Consider the following 23374-nt stretch of genomic DNA (forward strand, 5'->3'; position numbering starts at 1 on the left):
CACAAGGGTCGTTGGTTTTGGACCCCTCGTAACCCGCCAGTGTTTGGCTCTGGGGGAGGGCGAGTCTTGACTGGGGGTTAGCTGAATGGCACCCTGTCGGGTGCTGTGGAGCTACTTATCGGACAAGTTGAAAAACGCTTTTATATCTTGCTATAAATCAGATGGTTAGAAAGGCGAAAACTGAGATGCAACTAAGCAATTGCTTTGTTGCATCTCGGCAATTGCTTAGTTGCATCTCGCCGATCGCTTAGTTGCAACTCCACTTTTGCTCTGCTACGGGAGGGTTAAGGATCGGACAAATTGGAAGGGGAAGGTACAAAAAAGGACCTCGGTGGGGAGGTCCTTTTTGATGGGTGATAAGGTTTGATGACTACTCGTGGTTGTCGTCCTTATGGCCATATCCGTATCCGTAGCCATATCCGTATCCATAACCGTAGCTCTTGACAAAGATGGAGTTATTGGTGTTGATGTCGTTGAGTATTAGGCTCATGCTGGATAGTTTCTGGTGGTCGGCGAGGTAATTGATATACTCCACATCGCGCTTATTGGTCTTATCGGATCGCAGTACATAGAGTGTGTGATCCACTACGCGACTGAGTACCAAGCTATCTACTACTGGCCCAACAGGGGCGGAGTCAACTAGGATATAGTCGTAGTGCTTCCGGAAGGTCTCGAATACCTCCTCTAGCCTAGGCCTAGCGAGTAGCTCGGTAGGGTTGGGTGGGATAGCACCGGCATTGATGATATCTAGGTTGGGGTACTCCTCTAGGTGCTGTATGAAGTGTATTGGATCTGTTGAGGTATCATTGAGTAGGTCGGTCATTCCGCCTAGAGATGCATTCTTGATCCCAAAGGTACGCTTCAGCTGAGGGTTACGGATATCTAGCCCCACGAGTAGCACTTTATACTGAAGTGCTGAGAGCGAGATGGCTAGGTTGCTGACTACAAAGGTCTTTCCCTCTCCACTCACGGTGGAGGTACACATCAGTACCAATGGTCGCTTATTCTGAGTGAGGAAGCTGAGGTTGGTACGGATATTTCTAAAGGCCTCTGTGGCTACACTATTACCCTCTAGCTGCACCAATAGCTCGGGAAGATCGCCCTCTCCTGAGGCTGATTTTTGCTGAGGTATTCCTCCGGCAATCGGTAGGTTGGTGAGCTTTTTGAGATCCTCTTCTGTGCGAATCTTGGTTTGAGTGAGCTTCCAGAGGTAGATCGCTATCGTTGGCAATATCAAGCCGAGTAATAGGCTGGCCAAATAAATGATTGGCTTTTTGGGGCTCGAAGGCTTAGTGGCGGCAAGTGCATTATCCACTACCTTGGCACTCTCAAGTGATGAGGCGAGCTCAATGGAGGTCTCTTCCCGGCGGGTGAGTAGCATCAGGTAGAGATTGGAGCGGATAGATCGCTGACGCTCGATATCTGTGCTGATGCGCTCAAAGGTAGGAGCTTGCGAGATGCGAGAGCTGTAGCGTTGCTCCATTCCCTTCAGACCATTCAGCTGTATCTGAAGCCCTTGCTTTGCCACATCGGCGGCCTCTAAGATATTGGTTCGTGCTACATTGAGGTTTTCGGTGAGGCTCTTTACCTTGGGGTGGTCTTTATTGGCAGCCTCTAGCAGACCGTCTCGCTCAAAGACCATTTGATTGTATATCTCCACGGCGGTTTGTAGGGTACCGTCGGTAAACCCTAGGCTACCAGGTATGATTTCATACTTCCCCTCCTTTGCCTTTAGGTCATTGATAAGGAAAGCGACCAGCTTCAGCTGCGTCTCTGCCTCTGCCCGCTTTTGATCGATCATAGCGGTGGAGGAGACGACTACGCCGAGGTCTTGGTAGCTGGTGACACCTTGGCTCTTCTTTACCTCCTCTAGTTTTTTCTCCGTGGCATTGAGCTCCTCACCGATGAGGTTGATTCGCTCATTGATGAAGTCGTAGGTGCGCTGTGCGGTAGCATTTTTATCGATCGCCCGCTCCCTATTGTATACCTCAATGAGTTTGGAGAGAAAGCGCTCGCCCTTGGCTCTATTCTTGGCGGTAATCCCCAAGACTGCCACAGAGCCTTGCTTATTGGCTCTATCCACTGTGAGCCCGCCCTTCTCGGCATAGTAGATGGCGAGCTTTTGTGGTGATTGTATGGTGACATCAAAGCTGCTGGGGAGCTCCATTTTCCCCTCCTTGTAGCTCTCCCGCTTGGTGATGGAGGCGATGCCTTCGCCCAATACAAAGGTGGCTGGTAGGGAGTCGATGACTATGGCTTCGCCCTTGACATAGTCTGAAGAGATCTTGTACCCCTTGTCGCTAATCGACTCTATGGTGAGCGTAATGGGGGCACCTATTTTACTTAGCCCTACGGGGTCCATGGATATCTCAAAGGGGAGCTCGCTATCCCATACTGTAGTGGTGAGCCCCTTTCGACTGGTCACCTCTACATACTGCTGGCTCTCCTCTATGGTCTTTTGAAGGATCTCACGCGAACCGAGTATCTCTAGCTCGTTATCTACATTGACATTCTTTACCCCCATGCCTAGCTCGGCAAAGTCGAGTCCCTGTATCTGTGGGCTACTTTTATCTTTTTGCTCTAGGAATAGCACCGAGGCCTTAACGGGATACTGTGGGCTGCTACTTTTGATAAATAGCCAGCCGAGGAGCAGGCAAAGCACCAGTGCAATGAGGTAGATGGGCCAATACCTAAAGTAGTCTATTAGGATGCTTAGAATATCCACCTCTTCTTCATTTCCCATTGCCTGTGATGGGCTCATCTCGGGCGCCGCGGGGATATGGGTGGGCTGCTGTGGGTTAGGGTTGTTATTTATTTGAGTCATAAGCTATGATCGATTTCTGCTTATCGTCTTAATATGGTGACTAGAAGGTTGGCTACTGTAAGTGCAATCGAAGAGATGCTGATCCATACAGTGGTGCCCGAGCTGATGTTGGACGATGAGGCTATGGCATTATTGGGCATCACGTAGACTACATCTCCCTGCTGTAGGTAGTAGTAGGGCGAATTGATGATGTTGGGATCCATCAGATTGACACTCACCAAGGTGGTGGAGCCATCTTTATTCTCCCGAAGTATCTTCACCTGATCTCGTATACCATATATAGTAAGGTCTCCCGCATTGGCGAGTGCCTCGAAGAGATTTACCTTGCCATTGGCCGAAACAAATGCCCCTGGCTTGTGCACTTCACCGAGCACTGAGTAGCGGTAGTTTTGGATCTGGACATTGACGCTGGGCACCTCATTGAGATAGGTTGTTAGTGCCTTTTTGACCACCTCCTCCGCCTCCCTTAGGGTGAGACCACCGAGCTTCGTGAGCCCTAGCACTGGTAGGTCGACCTCGCCAGAATTATCCACCAAAAAGGTGCGTATTCCATTTTGCACGCTAGAATACTGCTGCTGAGGGTTCCAGTAAATCCCATTGAAGCTTGCCACCAACTCGGGCTTGGAAGCTTGGATATTGACCGTGAGGATATCCTTTGGTTTGATGGTAGCATCTTGGAGGGCACGGGCTTCCGTTTGCATCTTATTCTCCGCATATTGTAGATAGGCAACATCCTTGGTGCTGGCACAGCTAGCCAGTAATAATAGGAGCAGTGCCGATAGAAGGGTCGAATGCAGTCTCATATCGTTCATTATTAAATTTGAGTTTGAATACAACACACCATATGCAAAAGTAACAATAATAAGTGATATACGGGTATCCTTGAGTGGGGGTTACGCTTTAGAGCGTCGTATCGTGTTGCATTTATCTGAGTGTTTATAGGGCGGGCCTCTGCGAGATCCTTTCTCCATTACCCTCAAAAACCTATATGAGACTGTTGCACGAAGGCGGTCTCTAAAGTGTGGCAATATAAAAAAGAGTAGGCGGAAAGCTAATTAGCCTTCCGCCTACTTTATTTAGGGTGAACGACGGGGATCGAACCCGCGACAACTGGAACCACAATCCAGGGCTCTACCAGCTGAGCTACGTCCACCATGTCCGACTAGATAATTCTAATCGCGTGGACAAAGATACATAATATTTCTATAATCCAAAAGAAACCTCCCTAAAAAAATCAGTGGTTCCGCATTTGGTTTCTCTTGACGTGTGGCATCAATGGGAGTGTCTGTGGGGTAAGGACCTCTTCTAATGCGTAACCCCTGTATTGCGAGTGGTTTTTGGTCAGGCAGTAAAAAGTAATAGGGTTCATAGAAACCTATGAACCCTATTACTAGTGTTAATGTGTCTCTGTCGCTAGAGCTTTACACGACCTGTAATATCCTTTTGCCCTGCTGGGGTATCTTGGTCTTGGTCGTGAAGGGGAGCATATTTCCCATCAGGAATGTCAGAGAGGATAAAACCATTTGCTTTGCGTGCGGCTACAATGTTATCGGAAAGGGCTGTCGCTACTGCATTTGCTACCAAGTTAAGTAGCATACTACTGGTGTTGGCCACCTTGCAATCTACGGTAACATCAGCACTTCTCTGAAAGAGTACTTTATTATCCTTGGTAGATTTTAAGATGTATTCAATATTCACATCCATAGTATTTGTAAGCACAATCTTCTGCCACTTATTTATTACAGTAAAGAGCACGGCGTCAGCTGTGAACACGTTATTGAATGGCTTTAGACTACCGTCAATAAATAATTCAGCATCTTCTGCGCTTTCACTTTGTAAAAGTTCTTGAGCTAATAGTGGTGAAAAGACGTAGTATCCTCTCTCTACAAGAGGGTGGAAAAGTGAGGCATACACCGCCTCTTTAGCCTCTACTTTATTTGTCTTATTGATCGGAGGCATTACTAGTATGCTTAAAGGTTTCTGGGCGTATAGCTCTTTGTATACCTCCCCTTTCTTGCCATAGTTGGCAGTAAGCCCACATGATGAAAGTAGCAATAGCAAGCTCAGAAGCGAAGCTATTGAAAAGGCTAGTCTATTGTAGTGAGTTTTCATTTTTCAAACTGCTTAATTATCCTTGTAATAAATACTTTGCTCTCTGGGTATAGCTCAATCTCTTTTTTTAGGAGCTGTAGTCCCTCTTCTCTTTTCCCCTGTTTGATAAGGAGATACCCATATTCTGCACATATTCCAGGCTGGACCATTTTTCGAGTGCCATTTGGGGTGTTTATAAGGCGTTCGTACTCTTTAATAAGGTGCTCTTCGCTTTTGGGCGTTCTGTCCTTAGTGAAAGTATGAACAGCATTGTCATAACCGTACCAAGAATATAGGGTTTTTGTAGTGCTACAGCTACAAAGGGAAAGTGTCAAGATTACTGGTAGCAAAAAAAGAATTAAACGTTTCATGTTTATCGTAGCTCTATCAATTTGGTTTTTCTAGTTGATAAAAATATCTTGCCACTATAGAGCACCCTTCCCTCTTTGCTCTTAACAGCAATGGAATAAGTGCCTGGCTTAAGATAAAACTGTGGCTTCTTCCCCTCGCTCCCTTTTGTCTGTATTACCTTTGTCTCTGTGGGGTTACTACCATTAATGGTTACTACCACGGTTTCTTTAACAAGGGTCTTGTTGTCGCTAATTATCTTTAAATAGGCCTCATCAGCCAAGCCCCCTGTTGCGGAATTTACGGTGCCACAGGAAAGGAGAGCGACTGCTAGTATGGCACTCAATGCGAGGCCAATCCAATTCAAATGCTTCATTTTTTTTATCTTATTTCTTGTATATAATAATCCGAGAGCTTAGAGCCGTCAATAGCTCCTTCGACGATATTGACTATGGAGAACTCAGTCATCGGAGTGTCTCCCAAGGTCATTTGCACCTCAATTGCTCCCACTTTTTTACCTGGAAGTTCAATCATAGCACCTGTCTGAGGGTTCTTCACCCTTTTTCCTTTTGCGTAGATGTCAAATCTATCGCCTGCAACAAGTCCTTGAGAGGCTCCACCAGCAATGATAGTTCCGTCGTCATCCATGGAGATTATATAGGTACGCCAAGGCTTGTCCGCACATTTGTTGATGATATTCTCTACTAGCTGATCAATAGCAGCAGAAATAGCTTTGTCGGCTAGAGAAGCATCATACCCACTTACGCCCCCCATTCCTAGAGTAGACTTGCTAGTGGTATTGGCATACCCTTTAGCCTCCTCAGAATAGGTTGCGACCCCCGTAGCGACATCAACCAGCCTAAGGCTCACTCCAGCCTCTACCTGCTGGGTCTTTTTGGCAGTTAGAAGACCTACTTCGCCAGAAGTCTTACGTCCGAATTCTGTTACTGAACCGAGGATCACATAGTCGGCAGTTACCTTGTTGTCGTTGTTGCCATCGGCAATCTCTTTTGCGATTGCTTCGGCATCAGAGCGCTCAACGAGGATGAATTTACCTGAAGCAATTAATTTTGCGGTTAAGATGTCTTGAGCCTGCTTGGCGATTGGATCATTCTCACGGTCATAAAAGATGCCTTTGCCATATTGGGTCTCATTAGAAAACCTCCCGATAGCGACTTTCCATTTTAAGCTCCTTCCTTCATTTTCTTGACCATAGAGGTGTAGACCTCCAGATAGAAGGAGTAGAAAGACTATCCATACACGATACGATACATTTCTCATAAATACTTAATTATATGATTTGTGTTTCTTATTTCCTTGTGCAAGTTACCACTTTTTTGGAAATTGAACACATTAATGTCCTAACTTATTAAATTGATTTAAGTGATTTCTTTATTGGAGTAATGGAGCGCCTTATTAGGAGGACGAAGGGGGTGGCGGTGGAAATGCGGGTATTCGGAAAATTATGTGTACTTTTGTGCAGTATAATAGGGAGTTTGATAAGTCACTGAACGTATGGAGTACAATAAAGAGGCAGAAGGGATATTGCAGAGAATCGATAAGATGGCTGACGACTTGCAGCGACTTCGTCGAGAGGTGGCTCAGCTCCTTGTGAAGCATACCGAGCTATGTGCCAAAGGCGAGTCGACTGAAGCGGGTTCCACAGAAGCTCCTAGTGGTGAGCGAAGTGAGATATCCTGTATCTCGAGCCTTGAGGAGCTCTATGCACGGGACTTTGAGAGTGATGACGAGCCGACGGAGCATGAGCCAATTGCTTTTGAGCCAGTTGGCGAGCCGATAAAGAACGAAAAGGAGAGTAGCGACTCTCTGGACGACCTCTTCGTTAAGGCTGGCTCGGAAGAGGCGATGGAGGATCTTTTTGAGGTACGTAAGGGCTTTGACCTTCTCTCCAATCTGACCATTGCTGATCGGTACCTCTTTGCTAATGAGCTCTTCTATGGAGATCAGGCGGCGTTGGAGGATATGTTGCGGGAAATGGAACCTTTGAGCAGTATGGCCCATGTGGAGAGCTATCTCTACGATGTGCGTAAGCTGGGGCGTGATGAGGAGGTGGTGAAGCACCTATTGGCGTTTGTTCAGGAGCATCGTTGTAAGTAACAAGCCTATGGTCTACCCACTAGTCGTCATACCTACCCCTGTGGGGAATATGGAGGATATTACGCTGAGGGCGTTGCGGCTGCTGAGGGAGGCGGATATGGTCTATGCTGAGGATACGCGGACCACTGCCAAGCTCTTTCAGGCGCACGATATACAGGCACCGCTCAAGAGCTTTCATATCCACAATGAGCACTCTGTAGCGGGGGAATTGGCGAGTAGAGTGGAGCGTGGCGAGCGGGTAGCTTTGGTCTCGGATGCCGGTACACCTGGGATTTCCGATCCTGGCTTTATGGCGGTGCGGGCCTGCTTGGAGCGGGGGCTTGAGGTGACTTGTTTGCCAGGACCAACTGCTTTTGTACCTGCTTTGGTGGGCTCGGGTTTACCTTGTGAGCGCTTCTTTTTTGAAGGTTTCTTGCCAAATAAAAAAGGGCGAAAGACGCGGATAGAGGCGCTAATGGAGCGTGATGTGACAACGGTTCTCTATGAATCACCAAAGCGCTTGGTGAAGCTACTGGGGGAGTTGCAAGAGATTGTGGGCGGTGACCGCCAAGTGGTGGTTGCTCGTGAATTGAGTAAAAAGTTTGAGGAGTTCCACCGCGGAAGTGTGTCGGAGCTTCAGAGTTATTTTGAGGAAAATGAGCCACTAGGCGAGATAGTGGTGATGGTCGCCCCCCAAGAGAAGCAGGAGAGCGTCCATGTGAATAAGTATAAAGAGCATAATTTTAGATAACAAACAGTATGAAACATCTTTTTTCATTGGCGACTATCGCCGCAATTGTTATGGTAGGTCTGTCCTCTTGTGACGGTAAAGGCTCGTCCTATACCAAGCTACAGCAGAGCTACGATTCGCTCCTAGTTCAGAACACCCGTAGCCAGCAGGAGTTGGAGAGTGTGCTGGGACTAGTAATGGATGTGGAGCAGGAGATCAATAAAGTTTCGAACGCTGAGAATAAACTCCGTATGGGGCAAGCAAGTGGTGAATTTACTGAGAACGACCGTGAGCAGCTCCTCTCGGATGTCCGCTCTATGACTGCCTCTTTGGAGAAAAATAAAGAGGAACTAGCAAGAAAGCTGGAGGATCTGAAGCGTAAGGATATCAATATCTCTGCCCTTAATAAGAAGATCAATATGCTGCAGCAGCAGATTGTACAAAAGGAGAATGCCATTGCCCACATGACGCAGTTGCTAGCCTCTAAGGACTCTTTGATCTTGCAACAGGGTCAGCGCATCAGTGAGCTAGATGAGACTACTGGTGCTCAGGAGACAACGATTGCCCTACAGGATAAGACCATCTCGGATCAAGACCGTAAGCTGCACCGAGCACACTACTGCTTTGGTACTCACGAGGAGCTGAAGGAGCAAAACATCATCAGTAGTCGCTTCTTGCGCTCCGATAAGGTGCTTCCTGAGGGATATAATAAGGACTATCTCATCACCATTGATATCCGTGAGGTGAGGGAGATTCCTCTATTCGCGCCTAAGGCCAAGGTGCTTACCGAGCACCCAAGTAGCTCGTACGAATTGATTAAGGATGGTAATAAGAATATGATCCTCAAGATTAAGGACGTCGATAGCTTCTGGAGCTTAGGTCGTAACTTAGTGGTAGAGGTGAGTCTATAAACCAAGGTGTACAAGACCATACTGATAGACCTAGACGATACGCTCTGGGCCACTCAGCAAAATAATAAGGAGGCTATCCATCAGCTCTACCTCGAGGAGGGGTGGGCTGGTGGATATGCCTCCTTTGACCATTTTTGGTCGGTCTATTGGCCGAGCAATGAAGCTCTGTGGCATCAGTATCGACACTCGGAGATTACTAAGTACGAGCTTACAATAGAGCGATTTCGCCGACCCCTCGAGGCTATTCGACACTTTACAGAGGAGGAGATTCTCCGCTTCAATGACCGCTTTCTGCACCTCTCTTCGCATAAGGAGGGGGTGGTAGAGGGAGCTATTGAGCTGCTTCAACACCTCAAAACCCTCTATAAGGTGGTGGTGGTCTCTAATGGCTTTACAGAGGTACAGCGGCGTAAGATGGAGGTGTCGGGCATTGCTCCCTATATCGATGTGACAGTGCTGAGTGAGGAGGTGGGGATCAGCAAGCCCTACAAGGGGATATTTGACCAAGCACTCAGCAAAAGCGGTACTAGAAGGAGTGAGGCGATCATGATAGGCGATAGTTGGGACGCCGATATTTTGGGCGCCCAGAATGCCAAGCTACCCAGTATCTGGTTCAATCCAGAGCAGCTCCCTTTCCCTGAACAGTCGCTCCGCTATCCAGTCACTGAGGTGACTCGACTTGATGAGATTCCAGCATTACTACGGCAAACGATATGAAAAAGAAGATAGTATTCTCCACCCTTCTACTCTTTTCGCTCGTGATGATGAGTGGGGTAGAGCCTCACAGGCAAGGCCGCGAGCTTCCTGATGAAGTGCCTGTAGCTGAGGTGGATAGTTGTGCCTTGCTCTACAGTCAGTTGGGCTTGGAGGGGAAGGTGAGTCCGAAGGCTTTTAGAACCGCCTATTACGGCTACTACAAAGTGACGCAAAGACACAAGGAGCTGCTTACGCTTATTGACTTCACCAAGCCCTCCAATAGTGAGCGCCTCTATGTGATCAATATGGCGGAGGGCACGATGCTCTTTGAGAGTGTGGTGGCACACGGTCGGAATAGCGGTTCGCTCTACGCCACTGACTTCTCCAATCGGAGCAATAGCCACCAAAGCTCGCTTGGCTTTTACCTTACAGGGGAGACCTACAGGGGGAGTAATGGTTACTCACTTCGGCTTGATGGGCTGGAGAAGGGCTTTAATGACAATGCCCGAGCTAGAGCCATCGTGATTCACGGGGCTAAGTATGCCAATCCCGCCATCTGCCGAGGGGGGCAGCGACTAGGTAGGAGCTTCGGTTGCCCTGCCTTGCCGGAGCAACTTAATCGTCCGATAATTGATGCGATCAAAGGGGGCAGTGTCCTCTTTATCTATGCCGAAGATCCCAACTACCTCTCCCAAAGTCAGTTGGTAGGGGAAGGCAATTCTGCCCATCTGAGTTAGCTCTATTCGGTGATGGATTACCTATTAGTCGCCTTAGGAGGTGCCTTTGGTGCCTTCTCGAGATATGGGCTTTCGTCGCTTTGGTCCACGCACATCACTACCGCTCCATCGTGGAGTGGTACGCTACTGATCAATGTGGTTGGAGGTTTCCTCATCGGCCTATTTTATGCCCTTTCGCAGCAAGAGGGTGCCACGTGGGGTGGGTGGAGCCTGCTCCTGATCACTGGCTTTTGTGGCGGTTTTACCACCTTCTCCACCTTCGGGCTAGAGCTCTTCCACACCCTCTCAGAGGGGCATTACCTCTCGGCACTCCTCTATGTGCTCCTCTCCGTACTGCTCACCCTCTTAGCCGTAGCCGGAGGCATCTCAATCATCGGCATCAAACATTAGCTGGTAGATATAGAAACTCCGCCACCTGTAGGCTTAGACCTATAGGTGGCGGAGTTGTTATTGATACTCTGAGGGAAGGGGATTACTCCTCCTCGTCGGTGTGGTGAGCCTCGATGAGTGCCTCTTGGATATCTCCAGGCACTAGTTCGTAGCTTGCAAACGTCATGGTGAAGGAAGCTCTACCTCCGGTAAGCGAACTGAGGGCAGTGGAGTAGTTGGAGAGCTCCTTTAGAGGTACCTTAGCCTTGATCTCCTCATAATCGGCCTTACTATCCATACCCATGATGATGCCTCTACGTCCCTGTAGATCGCTCATCACATCACCCATATAGTCGGCAGGCACCGCTACCGTTACGTCGTAAATCGGCTCCAGAATCTTAGGCGCTGCATTGCGGAATGCCTCATTGAAGGCGTTGCGTCCGGCTAGCATAAAGGAGACCTCATTACTATCTACAGGGTGCATCTTACCATCATAAACGATCACACGCACGTCACGGGCATAAGAGCCGGTTAGTGGCCCTTGCTCCATACACCCCATAATACCCTTAAGGATAGCAGGCATAAAGCGGGCATCGATGCTACCGCCCACAATGCTATTCACAAAGACTAGCTTGCCACCCCACTCGAGTGGAATCTCCTGAGTCTCCTTGGGGTTGATCTTGAACTCCTGACCATTGAACTTATAGACGCTCTGCACTGGTTGACCCTCGGTATAGGGCTCTAGGATCAGGTGTACCTCACCAAATTGACCAGCACCACCCGACTGCTTCTTGTGACGATAATCGGCACGAGCTGTCTTCGTGATGGTCTCACGATAAGGGATACGAGGCTCAAGGTACTCCACCTCAATCTTCTCATTATTCTCTAAGCGCCACTTCAGCGTACGTAGGTGGAACTCTCCCTGTCCGTAAACGATCAACTGGCGGAGCTCCTTGCTATGCTCAATGATCCAGGTAGGATCCTCATAGTGCATACGGTGCAGTGCCTCACTCATCTTCTCAGAGTCGGCCTCATTCACCGCCTTAATGGCACGGCGATACTTAGGAGCTGGGTACTCCATTGGTGGGAAGGTATAGCTAACGCCCTTGGCATTCAGCGTATTCCCCACACGTACGTCCTTTAGCTTGACCACCGCACCGATATCTCCAGCATGAAGGACACTCACTTTGGTGCGGTTACCACCTTGTGGTGTAAAGAACTGGGTGAGTCGCTCCTTGGACTCATTACGGTCTTGATTTACAAGGTCCACACCCTCTGTAAGGGTACCACTCACTACCTTGAAGTAATCAACCTGACCGATATGTGGCTCCATAGCACTCTTGAAGAAGTAGAGCGATACAGGAGCATTAGAGTCGGGCTTCACCTCTGTGCCGTCACTAGCTACGATAGGCTTTACTTTCTCTGTAGTAGGCACTACATTCCCTAGGAATTCCATCGTCCTCCGAACGCACATATCCTTCCCTGCACTTACGCAGAATACTGGGTACATATCTCTATTGATCAGGCCTTGGCGGATCCCTTCGCGCATCTCATCCTCTGTGAGGGTGCCGAGGTCAAAGAACTTCTCCATCAAAGTCTCGTCATTCTCAGCTGCCGCCTCAATCAGAGCTTGCTGATACACCTTCGCCTTATCCATTAGCTCATCAGGGATATCTAGCACCTCAGGCTTGCCACCCTCTGGTCCCCACTGATAGAGTTTCATTTTTAGCACATCCACAATCTGATTGAAGTTAGGCCCTGTAGTCACTGGGAATTGTACTGCTACTACCTTAGTACCATAGTGCTCTCTGAGCTGATGATAGCTATTCTCAAAGTCGGCCTTTTCGTGATCCAGCTGATTGATGATAAAGATTACCGGTTTTTGGAAACGGCGGGTCTGCCTAAATTGATTGATCGTCCCCACCTCTAGCCCTTGCTGAGCATTGATCACCATCAGGGCACAGTCAGTCACGTAGAGTGCACTTACCGTACCGCCGATAAAATCGTCCGAACCAGGACAGTCTATAAAATTAAGTTTCTTATCTTGCCACGGTACAGAAAATACACTAGTAAATACTGAGTAACCGTAGTCCTTCTCTACTGGGAAGTAGTCACTCACCGTATTGCCAGCCTCTACTGTACCGCGGCGCTGAATAGCGCCAGCCTCAAAGAGCATCGACTCTATCAGCGTGGTCTTACCGGAGCCCGAGCTACCGAGTAGAGCGATGTTGCGGATCTCATTCGTCTGAAATTCCTTCATGTCGTTCGTTTTTTAGATGGTTTGTATATTCTTGGTTTTCTGTATTCAGTTTGGTTGCGAACGGTCATTATATACGGTCTTCCCGCTATTTGATGATGTTTTTTCCTTCCGCTCCACAAGTTACGTAATTATTACGATATTTCCAATAGCTGCCCTTCCAAACACCGCAAGTTATTTCCTTTTGTAAGTTGTTACACATATAATATATATAGGCTGTCAGACGAAGGTGATTTGAGGTGTCTCTTTAGAAATTCGTATTTGGTAAAGTAGATAGGTATACTTTTTGAGCTGGTAGTTCCTTGGTCTCTATCGTGAAAAAATCCCATTGGTAGTAAGCCAAAAGTTTAGTTGCAACAAAGCGATCGGTGAGTTGCAACTAAGCTTTTGCTGAGATGCAACTAAGCGATTGCTTTGTTGCAACTCAGTTGACGGCTATATATGGTGTTGGATATCAGTGAATTGCAAAGGTCGATTTTGTGCTTTGATATCAGCTCTATTTTTACTCTATTTTTCACGATTATTGCAAGAAACTACCTACTGATTTGCCTTAGGAATTATAATGTTTGGCTTGCAATTGATAAATAAAGGGAGTGCAAGACGCCTTTTATTGTGTTAAATACGACAAGTTGTTAGAAACAAAGTTAATGTAAAGATGTATTCAAGTTATTTTGTGGTTATAATAATAATTCGTAATATTGTGCCACGAAGCTAATCATATCCATATTATCGCTTTATTGTTTTACATAATGACGTAAATTCGTATATAATGGCGTATTGTTGGCTTTGCTATTAAAAACAATTTTAACAACTATTGGTTATGAAAACACAACAATTCCTGACCATTGTAGGTCTACAGAGGTGGTTACCGTTTATTGCGGTGCTACTGCTGTTGTCGTGTAGTAGGAATCAAGTGGCTCCTGAGGAGCCCGAGGTTGCTCCTACAGACCTTAGCCAGCTATCTCTAGCACCTGGTATGCTTAGAGGGGGTGATCCGATCGCCCCACCCGAGCCTATTGGTGAGCCTGGAGAGGGCGGTGAGGTTATCCCTACAGTTCGTGACGGGCTCAAGGGGGTCATCATTAGTCGAAGCTCTATGTACAGTGCTGGGGTAGTTTATAATGAGTACTTGCTCTTCAATCCTATGAGCAACCTAATCTATCCGGGCAATGTGCTAGTCGGTAATTCAATTAGCAATGGCCGTTATCTGCCAGTAAGAGGGCAAAAAATAGGGGAAGTGACCTGGTCCAGCCCCGATATGGTGCCCCTCAATCCACAGGAGATGCGGTTTGTTAAGACGGTGAATGAGCCAAAGTTTAGCGACTATGCGAGCACTATGCAGGAGTGGCGTGGAACACCCCAATTGCCTACTTCAGCAGTGACTACCTTTGAGATGACTGAGGTAAAAGATCTCCGTGAATTCAGCGCTAAACTAGGCATGGGCTTTGAGAGCGAAAATGCCAAGGCAGGAATTGTATTTGAGGGTAAGAGAGGTTTGCTACGCACTCACATCTTGGTGAAGTTTGTCCAGAAGCTCTACTCCGTTTCTATGGACCTCCCCAATCGCCAGCATCTACTCAGTGCCAGCCCCAACGCCCTAGGTGGGGTGATGCCCGTATACATCTCCGATGTATTTTATGGTCGTATGGGGTATGCACTCATTTCTTCCGACCATGATTATAGAGAGGTCTTAGCAGCCCTAGAGATTATGGTGCCTAAGTTCCACTTTGAGCTCTCTGCTAAGTACAAGAAGATTCTTGATGAGACCTTTACCCAGTATGTCTTTACCGGCGGTAAGTCTGGCGACCACGGTCTGTCTGTAAAGGAGGGCTGGGAAGGCTTTAAGCAAGGAATGAGTACCGAGCTCCTTCCTTCAGAGGCAGTGCCCGTAGCCATCACCCTTAGGTATGCCGATGATAATTCTGTTGCTCGAGTAGTGCAGAGTGGTCAGTACCCAGTCACTGAGAGCTACTTCGTAAAGGATTGCGATGAGATCACCTTCTCATTGCGCCCTGCTCAGCTCAAGGCCAATGCTGGTACCAAAGATGACCTCCAGGTATGGGGCCACACAGTGCTTACCGTGCCACGAGAGCTATCGACCACGGGGGAAAGCACCGATTATCGACTAGTATGGATCCCAATGAGTAAGTATATAAAGCTCGATAAGCAGAAGCAATCAGGGCTTCCAAGTGCCGAGAACACCACGATTACCATTAAGCGTCCTGAGGGAATGAGTATGCAAGACTTCCTCAATCAGAGGGTCTACATCGATACGCACTTCTATAATACCAATGCAGCAGGTACCATTACTGGTGACGACCTCGGAGAGAGCAAGTACAGCATACGCCTACAGGATCTGCTCTTTAATGCAGTTCACCACTCCCTTACTGTTACAACGCGCAAAAATGCTAGTAGAGATTACTCTGCTACTGTGCTATTTGACCTTTTCCATGATGTTAAGGAGGTAGAAGAGGTACCCAACGGTTATACTGCTGTATCCTTTGGTGATGGAGAGCCTATTACTACTAGGTGTCTAGGTAGCCAGCCTCGGTCTTACTTTAATCAGAAATAACAATAATAAACGATAAGCAACTATGAAAAAGATATTTATTTCACTGCTATTCATCTTCGGTATGGTGATAGCACTTGCTAGCTGTAAAAAGGATAATATTGAGGTGCCTAACACCCCAGAGGAGACTCAAGATGCCTCTAATCTAAAGGCTCAGGTACGTGCCTTGCCTCTACCTGATGGTATGGATCAAGGGGAAGTTGGACAAAATCTTCCACCTCTTGATCCTATCGCTCCACAGATTGATGGCGAGGTAGTCGAGCCAGGTACCTTCGGTGGTTTGCATGGTATCTATATCACCCAGCGTAAGGTGTATAATTCGGGATTTGCCTTTGATGAGCTCTCTATATTCAACCCAGCAGGTAGCCTTATCTACCCAGGAAGTGTCTTTGTAGGTAGCTCTATCACCAATGGTAGGTATGTAAAGCTTCCTGGGACTACTGGTGAGGTGACTTGGAGTGCCATAGACCTTATCCCTGCCTCTCCGATGAATAACTATGTAGCCAGCTATATCAATCCTAAGGCTAGCGACTACAATCTTACGGTACAGCGTTGGTTTGGCTCACAAAACATGCCACTAGCAGCTACCACCGTATACGAAATCAACGAACTCTCTAGCTCTACAGAGATCGGGGCAGAGCTGGGTGTCGGTTACCAAAAGGAGGACCTTATTGCTAAGCTCAACCTAAGCACTTCACACCAGAAGATGAAGACCCACGTGCTCGTCAAGGCGATTCAAAAGGTATTTAGCATCGCAGTGGATATCCCTGACGGATTTATCCTCAAGACTGCCAATGTAGAGGATATGGACGGTGTGATGCCAGTCTATGTGTCCGAGGTATTCTATGGTCGTATGGGCTTTGCTGTTATTTCAAGCCAGCATGAGTATCACGATGTGGTAGCCGCCCTTAACCTCAATGTACCTACTGAGAATATTGATATCAATCTCCAAACCAAGTACAAGGAGATCCTAGATGCCTCTGTATCTAAGTCTCGTATCATCGGTGGTACCTCTGAGGAGCACGGATATGGTATGTCTATGGGTTGGGAAGGATTCAAGAAGAGCCTTTCAAGTCCACTTTCCGCCTCTTCGGCTAAGCCAGTGGCCTATACACTTAGGTATGTTCATGATAATTCAGTAGCAAGAGTAGTGCTCACGAGTGACTTTGTTCGCAACGAGTCTTACTTCGTTCCAGATATGGATGAGCTAGTCCTTCGCTTTACTCCACGTACGCTGAGAGCTAAGTCGGATAATATCAAGCCTTTGTATGTACATGGTAAGGTGACTATCGCACTAGCAGGTGGTCGTGAGCAGACTATCTTTGAGCGTCCAGTGAATAACTATATCCGTATCGATGACCCAGAGCAAGATGTTGCACTTCCTGATACGGAGGGTCTCGAGGTGTCTCTTAAGCGCCCACAGGGTATGAGTATGGCCGACTTCCTAAAGATGGAGGTGACCATCAGTGGATACTTCGGGCATGCTGTAGCCAATGGTACTCGCAACCTTTATGACCTCGGCTCTGAGAGCACTACTTGCACCGTTCGCGAGCTGCTCATGATGGCGAATAGGGGAGCATTCAACTTCTTTACCCAAGAGAAGCGAACCAACCAGCGCGAAGCTAACCTAGTGCTCGATATCCAAGCTGATAATGGTATCCGTCAGGTGGATGGCACTATCTCTCAACTGTAATATTAATGTGAACTAAATAATAATTAACCCAAACAACTTTTGACTATGAACAGAAGAAGTTATTTGTGGCTGCTGCTCATCGCAGGTCTATTCTTTGCCTCTGCCAGCCTATTGATAGGCTGTAAGTCGGAGGGAAGAGGAGTGCCTAGCGATGGTGACGACCAGCCCATTACCACTGAGGCACGCCACCTCTCCGTAGATGAGGCCAAGGCGATTGCCCTTAGGTTTTTTGCGGAGAATGGAGCCCTAAAGGGGGCTACTGATACCGATCAGATTTCGGGAATAGAATTAGCTTTTGCCGAGCCGACAAGTTCCACCGCTCTTCGGGCTGCTTCGTCTGATGCACAGACCGATGCTCAGTCATCTCTCCCAGCCTATTATGTATTCAATATCAATAAAGGCTTTGTGGTGGTCTCTGCGTGGGATGTCACCTTCCCTATCTTAGGGTATTCTGAGGATGGTAGCTTTTTCGGAGCAGAGCTCGCCAATGCTAGCGTAGAGGAGCGCCCAGCCGAGGCCTCCAACGTGCTTAGCTTCCTAGGAGCTTATGCCAGAAGCATTGACTCTCTCCGTCAGGTAACTCCTGTGACAAAGGCTCTCCGAGCAGCTTACGACCAAGCTATCAATGGCGTGGTGGTAGAGGAGTCGCTACGTGCCTATAATAATATTGCCCCATTGCTAGGCAATATCCGCTGGAATCAATCTCCCTACTACAATGAGTACATCCCATACGGTCATCCAGTAGGCTGTGTTGCTACAGCCACTACTCAAATTATGAGATACTGGAAGTACCCACCTCGTGGTACTGGCTCTCATACCTCTACCCACGATGGAAAGTATGCCAATTTTAATAAAGAGTACCTCTGGGATCAAATGCCAGCGGCTACCCTTCGCCAACGCAATCACCAAATTGCACAGCTCTCCTATGATGTGGCAGTGGGACTTAATATGATGTTCTCTGCTTATGGTAGCGGTACATGGCAGTACTACGTGCCAGGGCTATTGAGAGATCACTTCTATTACAAAAATACCATCCGTGATATCTATCGCTCCAATTATAATACGGCTCAGTGGACCAATATCGTCTACAATGAGCTAGCCAACGGGCGCCCAGTACAGTATGCTGGCTCGGGCAATGGTGGTGGTCACTCCTTTGTCTGCGATGGCTATAGCGGAGGTTACTTCCATATCAATTGGGGGTGGGGAGGTATGTCGGATGGATACTTCCTACTCCATGCCCTTGACCCCAACTCTCTCGGTACTGGTGGCGGTAGCGGAGGCTTTAACTATGGTCAGGATATCGTGATCGGCATTGAGCCTAATCAGAGGCCTAACCCCAACCCTGATCCCGATCCTACTCCTGAGACTGGCGACATCACTCCACTCAACATCAACCAATACAAGCAGATGCTCACCTTCCGTGGTGGCAATCGTGTAGATGTTGGTCGTGGCTATACCGCACCTATGGTCGTTTATCTCAAGGCGACTGATTGTAGCTACTGCGAGCATACTCAGCCAAGTGTGGAGCTATTAGCCCGTGAGTACAAGGGGAAGGTGAAGTTTTATAGCTTCGACGTGAACCCAGGTGGTCAATGGGAGCATTGGGATTTCATCACTCAGCAGCTAGGTATCAAGACGGTACCCGACCTATTATTTATCAGTAAAGAGGGTACCTTTGTACTCAAAAATGGTGTGATCGATAAGGGGCTTAATGCTGCAGGTGGAGCCAAGATATTCCGTCCTTATGTAGAAGCACTACTCCAAGGTGGCGGTGTAGATCCTACTCCTACCCCTTCGGGTGACTACTGCAAGTCTATGGGTAGGTATGCACGGAGCACCTACATTGCACAAGTATCTCTTGCTAATGTCAATAACGTTACCCGTGGTAATACCGGTGGCTACAATTACTTTAGTAGCAAAGCTATTGAGCTAACGAAGGGGGAGAGCTATACACTCACCCTCACACCAGGATCTATCTATGGTAGCTACCCAGAGTACTTTAGAGTATGGATCGACTTTAATGGTGATAAGGTATTCTCTAGTAATGAGCTAGTTGCCGACTTTAATACCACTCAGTCCAATGTGGCAGTCTCCAAGCGGATCTCTATCCCAGCAAGTGCTACCAAGGGCAATACCCGCATGAGGGTATCCATGAAGTGGGGAGCTGCAGCCGAGCCTTGTGAGGTCTTTGACCACGGAGAGGTAGAGGACTATCTCGTAAATATCAAGGATAAGTACACGCCAACTCCTGACCCAACCCCCGACCCAACTCCTGACCCAACTCCTGATCCAGAGGATGACCCTTATCCAGTTTCCTACGGTAAGGACTCCAACTATGGCTATATCAGCAGTGTGTATATTGGCGATATGAAGAATAATTCACGAGGTGATAACTATGCCTCCTATATCAATACCCATCACATAACTGGTACTCCTGGACGAGCACTTAGCTATTCTTTGAGCCCATCATTCGGAACTCAGCAGACCTATTGGTGCTACTGGCGTATTTGGATCGACTACAATAAGGACGGTAAGTTTACCAATAACGAGTTGGTAGCATCAAGATACGGTTACCAGCAAGTGAGCGGGTGGTTTACCCTTCCTTACAGAATGGAGCCAGGGCTCTATCGTGTAAGAGTAAGTATGAAGATGAACGAAGGCTATCCAATGCCTGATGAGGTCTTCAATTACGGAGAGGTAGAGGACTATCGACTAAGAATCCGCTAACCCACTACCCTTTTAAGTTACCCCGAGGGGGCTCCACCGCATTAAATAGCGATGGAGCCCTTTCCTTTCATCTTAACTCCTAGCCTACAAAATACCCGCCACTATAGTAGGGTAAAATTCGAGTTGCAACTAAGCGATCGGCGAGATGCAACTCAGTTTCCGATCAGATAAGACTATTGATTATCAGGTAGTTACAAAATCCCATCCCGAAAGCTTTTCAGCCATTCCCAATGACCTATTTTCACAAGGGAATCCTTACCTACGAGGGTGCCCTATTTTGTCCATCTGCAGATGGATAAAATAGGGCACTGCTGAACGAAAATGAGACTTATAGGTCAAAATGGTGGGTGAGTTAAAGGTCTTTTCTAGGTATAGAGAGACATATAAGGGTTTGAAAAGCTTTGAAGTGTTAAAAGTGAGCCAACGCGAATGTATAGGTCAAAACGGTGGGTGATACAGGGGGATAAGCCAGTGTTTATCGTATCTTTGAGCATTTGAAAAGGCGAAAAAATGAACCAAAAAATGTCCGAAGTGTGGGAGCCTCAGTGTGATTAGTCATGGACGCAGGGGTACACACAAGAGATATTTGTGCAAGAACTGTGGCTCATCGTTCACAGGAAAAAGGCACATAAGTAAGGAGCAGATATGGGACTTGTACCAGAGTGGCTTATCGCAGGCTAAAATCGCGGAAGCACTTGGAGTAAGTCCGAGCACGATAAAACGGAGACTTCAGGAGGTCTCAGTTGACTTTAAGACGCCCATATTAAGCGAGGGAGTTATTCACATAGATGCGACGTATTGGGGTAGAAACCAAGGACTAATCGTTGCGTTGGACGATAAAAGTGGTTGCGTACTCTATCGGGAGTGGATCTCTCACGAAAGCAAAGTGGACTACGCAACAGCCCTTAAAAAGATAGAGGAAGGGGGCTATAAGATATTGGCAGTGGTAACTGATGGAGGAGTCGGTCTTGATGTGGCACTGAAGCATTTTCCCACACAAATGTGCCAGTATCACTTTATCGCAATCGTCCGACGAAAACTTACTCTTCGACCCAAACTACCGGCGTCTCAAGAGCTTCTGGCACTTGCTATGAGTGTAGGAAAGATGTCCCATATCACATTCTGCTCGCAGCTCAAAAAGTGGGAGACCAAGTGGGATACTTTTCTCAAGGAGAAGACCATAAATGATGAAAACGGCAAATGGCAATACACGCACAAATCACTTAGATCAGCCCACTTTTCCTTTCGTCAATACCTCCCTACACTCTTTACTTACGAGGAACATCCGGATATACAGATCCCTAAAACCAATAACGCCATTGAAGGGCTATTTACTGCACTCAAAAGCCGTCTTAGAGCGCATAATGGAATGTCCCAAGCTCACAAGAAACGATTCGTGGATGGGTTTTTTAGGCATAGGGATATCGCCCAGTTTACATCCAAAAAAGAGGAGGGGCAATAGTACCCCTCCCCTGTCAGTGTAAACTGTTCTGACTCCATTGACCGTATCCCTCACCGGTTGCACCCCTGCAGAGCCGGCTACGTTTCAGGTCAACGAACAAAGGTATCTGTTTTTTTCTTCTACTTCGCCCACCATTTTGACCTATACTTCAGTACGAAAATGGCTATTAGGCTGTTTTACCCACCATTTTGACCTATACGCCGAAAATGATCGTCTGATCCTTGGTTACCGAAAGGTGTGGTGGCTGGCTTTATGACCCCTACATGGTGCTATAATGCCCTTTGGCGGTATGTACTTTACCGAATCGGTCGGTAGCTCTCACCTCTACCTCATATAGTCCAGGAGCTAGCGTTTTATCTAGCCTTCCGATCCAAATATGAGAGGATTCTATAGGTGAGGAGGGGCGCCTTCCCGATAGTTTTTCGGAGGTTGTATCCCATTTCATTACCATTTCGGTGAGAGAAGGATCGGCCATAGGGGTATGTCTCATCTTCTTCCACGCTCCGCCATTGATGCGATACTCTACGAGGTCATTCTCGTGACCCATAAAGAAGTTGGCGACAAAGTGGTAATTGCTACGCCCTTTGTGAGGCACTACTTTCGGGATAAATAGATTGATCTGATACTCAGATGGAGCACCTGCTACCCGATACTCGAGGGAGTACTGGGTACCATTGATATTGAGGTAGGCATATCCTTGGGGTGTTCCATCGCGCATCATAGCACAAGGTAGCCCATCGGCATCGAGCTCGCCACTATACCAATCGCCTGAGGTGGTGCCTACATTGTATTCCCAAATGGTCTCCTTGCCTTTCCACCCATCTTTGGCTGTAATTGGCAGCTGCATTTGGAAGTGAGTGTGACCTGAGAGAAAGAGTACCTTGGGGTAGTCTTTCAGGAGATCCAGTAATTGTTGTCTCTCCTCCTCATTGCCGAAGGGCTTATCGTCGGCCGAGGTGTCTTTCAGCTGGATATGCTGTGCAATGACTATTAGCTTGTCCTTTGGCACGAATTGTAAGTTGTTCTTCACAAACTTAAGCTGATCCTCGCGGTATCCAGCGGTATAGCCTCGCCCTCCATTGGGGTTGGGGTATCTGATATCATCAAGGATAATAAAGTGTGTATTTCCATAGTTGAATGCCGAGTTGGCCAAGCCATACTCAAGCTCAAAACGCTCATCGGCGAGCCATTCATTGGGGGCATCGTAATTATGATCGTGATTGCCGATCACGTGGTACCATGGGAGCTCTAGAGCTGCTAGCTCGGCCTTATATCCCTTATTTAGTGGCAGTGAGTCGCCTACGATATCGCCTAGTGATATGCCGAATAAAGTATCCTCTTTCTTGACCACTCTATCTACTATGGAGCGTCCGAAGTAGTTGACTTCGGTATCTGTATAGGGTTGGGGATCGCCAAATAGGATCACGGAGTAGTCTACCGGCTCATCATACTTGGTGAGACCAAAATTGACCTCCTTGGGTAGTTGCCCAGTCTTTGGTACCCCAGGGTACTTAAAAGCATCACTCTTGCCCATAGGTTTGTGATGATAGAAGTATTGAGGGATAAATTGGTGGTCGGTAGGCACTTTGTAGCCAGCTGGTTTTATCACAAAGATGGTAGTATCGTCGCCAATAGGTAGCTCATAGCAACCTCTGCTATCCGTCTGTACCACGTCCACACCATTAGAGACAGCTATTCCAGAAATCCCTTTCTCGCTTCGATCCATGCGTCCGTTGGCATTTTGGTCTTCAAATACATATCCTGTCACCTTGTCTTGTGCTACGGCGCTTGTGGCTAGTAGCAGTAAGGTACCTATGGTTAGGGTTATTTTCTTCATATCTCAGTCTATTAATCTATTATGTA

The 23374-nt window shown here is 47.5% G+C and carries 17 protein-coding genes, 1 tRNA gene and 1 pseudogene; 10 read left to right on the forward strand and 9 right to left on the reverse strand.

Features of this window, described 5'->3' with window-relative positions; translation table 11 throughout:
- Positions 1-370 precede the first annotated feature (370 nt).
- From MWL85_RS10690 to MWL85_RS10720, 7 genes are all read right to left on the reverse strand, one after another.
- Entirely contained in the window at positions 371-2824 is a 2454-nt protein-coding gene (locus tag MWL85_RS10690) for a polysaccharide biosynthesis tyrosine autokinase (protein WP_018028624.1), read from the reverse strand.
- Positions 2825-2844: 20 nt separating this feature from the next.
- Complete coding sequence (locus MWL85_RS10695; RefSeq protein ID WP_026161764.1) at positions 2845-3627, reverse strand: polysaccharide biosynthesis/export family protein; 783 nt, start codon at positions 3625-3627, stop codon at positions 2845-2847.
- Between the two features lie 277 nt (positions 3628-3904).
- A tRNA-His gene (locus MWL85_RS10700) sits at positions 3905-3977 on the reverse strand.
- Between the two features lie 260 nt (positions 3978-4237).
- Positions 4238-4936 carry a GNA1162 family protein gene (locus MWL85_RS10705; RefSeq protein ID WP_018028626.1) on the reverse strand — a complete coding sequence of 233 codons (699 nt, stop codon included), beginning with the start codon at positions 4934-4936 and terminating at the stop codon, positions 4238-4240.
- Positions 4933-5286 (reverse strand): DUF4810 domain-containing protein, encoded by a 354-nt coding sequence (locus MWL85_RS10710; protein ID WP_018028627.1) that lies wholly within the window; start codon positions 5284-5286, stop codon positions 4933-4935. Before MWL85_RS10710 ends, MWL85_RS10705 begins: the two co-directional genes overlap by 4 nt.
- 2 nt (positions 5287-5288) lie before the next feature.
- Positions 5289-5639 carry a hypothetical protein gene (locus MWL85_RS10715; RefSeq protein ID WP_018028628.1) on the reverse strand — a complete coding sequence of 117 codons (351 nt, stop codon included), beginning with the start codon at positions 5637-5639 and terminating at the stop codon, positions 5289-5291.
- 5 nt (positions 5640-5644) lie between these two features.
- A complete protein-coding gene (locus MWL85_RS10720) occupies positions 5645-6544 on the reverse strand; it encodes a CsgG/HfaB family protein (protein ID WP_018028629.1) in 900 nt (299 codons plus the stop codon).
- 234 nt (positions 6545-6778) lie between these two features.
- Here MWL85_RS10720 and MWL85_RS10725 point away from each other — a divergent pair, with 234 nt between their 5' ends.
- From MWL85_RS10725 to crcB, 6 genes are read left to right on the forward strand one after another with little or no spacing between them, the layout of a single operon-like run.
- Positions 6779-7381 (forward strand): DUF8457 domain-containing protein, encoded by a 603-nt coding sequence (locus MWL85_RS10725; protein ID WP_244400703.1) that lies wholly within the window; start codon positions 6779-6781, stop codon positions 7379-7381.
- A gap of 7 nt (positions 7382-7388) precedes the next feature.
- On the forward strand, positions 7389-8111 hold the full coding sequence (gene rsmI, locus MWL85_RS10730) for a 16S rRNA (cytidine(1402)-2'-O)-methyltransferase (RefSeq protein WP_021902852.1): 723 nt from the start codon (positions 7389-7391) through the stop codon (positions 8109-8111).
- Positions 8112-8119: 8 nt separating this feature from the next.
- Positions 8120-9001 carry a coiled-coil domain-containing protein gene (locus MWL85_RS10735; RefSeq protein WP_244400704.1) on the forward strand — a complete coding sequence of 294 codons (882 nt, stop codon included), beginning with the start codon at positions 8120-8122 and terminating at the stop codon, positions 8999-9001.
- Positions 9002-9007: 6 nt separating this feature from the next.
- Entirely contained in the window at positions 9008-9718 is a 711-nt protein-coding gene (locus MWL85_RS10740) for a YjjG family noncanonical pyrimidine nucleotidase (RefSeq protein WP_244400705.1), read from the forward strand.
- Complete coding sequence (locus MWL85_RS10745) at positions 9715-10434, forward strand: murein L,D-transpeptidase catalytic domain family protein (RefSeq protein ID WP_244400706.1); 720 nt, start codon at positions 9715-9717, stop codon at positions 10432-10434. The genes MWL85_RS10740 and MWL85_RS10745 overlap by 4 nt, the downstream gene beginning before the upstream one ends.
- 12 nt (positions 10435-10446) lie before the next feature.
- Entirely contained in the window at positions 10447-10824 is a 378-nt protein-coding gene (gene crcB / locus MWL85_RS10750) for a fluoride efflux transporter CrcB (protein WP_244400707.1), read from the forward strand.
- Positions 10825-10906: 82 nt separating this feature from the next.
- On the opposite strand, the gene MWL85_RS10755 is transcribed toward crcB, so the two are convergent.
- Complete coding sequence (locus MWL85_RS10755; protein ID WP_244400708.1) at positions 10907-13063, reverse strand: elongation factor G2; 2157 nt, start codon at positions 13061-13063, stop codon at positions 10907-10909.
- 817 nt (positions 13064-13880) lie between these two features.
- Between MWL85_RS10755 and MWL85_RS10760 the strand changes: the two genes are divergently transcribed.
- From MWL85_RS10760 to MWL85_RS10775, 4 genes and pseudogenes are all read left to right on the forward strand, one after another.
- The gene (locus MWL85_RS10760) at positions 13881-15632 is read left to right on the forward strand and encodes a thiol-activated cytolysin family protein (RefSeq protein ID WP_244400709.1); all 1752 of its coding nucleotides are present in this window, start codon (positions 13881-13883) and stop codon (positions 15630-15632) included.
- 22 nt (positions 15633-15654) lie between these two features.
- Positions 15655-17322, forward strand: coding sequence for a thiol-activated cytolysin family protein (locus MWL85_RS10765; RefSeq protein WP_244400710.1), 1668 nt, complete (start codon positions 15655-15657; stop codon positions 17320-17322).
- Between the two features lie 45 nt (positions 17323-17367).
- Positions 17368-20049 carry a C10 family peptidase gene (locus MWL85_RS10770; protein WP_244400711.1) on the forward strand — a complete coding sequence of 894 codons (2682 nt, stop codon included), beginning with the start codon at positions 17368-17370 and terminating at the stop codon, positions 20047-20049.
- A 532-nt stretch (positions 20050-20581) separates the two neighbouring features.
- Positions 20582-21511: pseudogene (locus MWL85_RS10775) on the forward strand (IS256 family transposase, variant Zn-binding type); the annotation flags it as partial.
- Positions 21512-21770: 259 nt separating this feature from the next.
- Here MWL85_RS10775 and MWL85_RS10780 read toward each other — a convergent pair.
- Positions 21771-23348, reverse strand: coding sequence for a calcineurin-like phosphoesterase C-terminal domain-containing protein (locus MWL85_RS10780; protein ID WP_244400713.1), 1578 nt, complete (start codon positions 23346-23348; stop codon positions 21771-21773).
- Positions 23349-23374: the final 26 nt, after the last annotated feature.

The sequence above is a fragment of the Porphyromonas somerae genome, from assembly GCF_022845615.1.
GTDB lineage: Bacteria > Bacteroidota > Bacteroidia > Bacteroidales > Porphyromonadaceae > Porphyromonas_A > Porphyromonas_A somerae.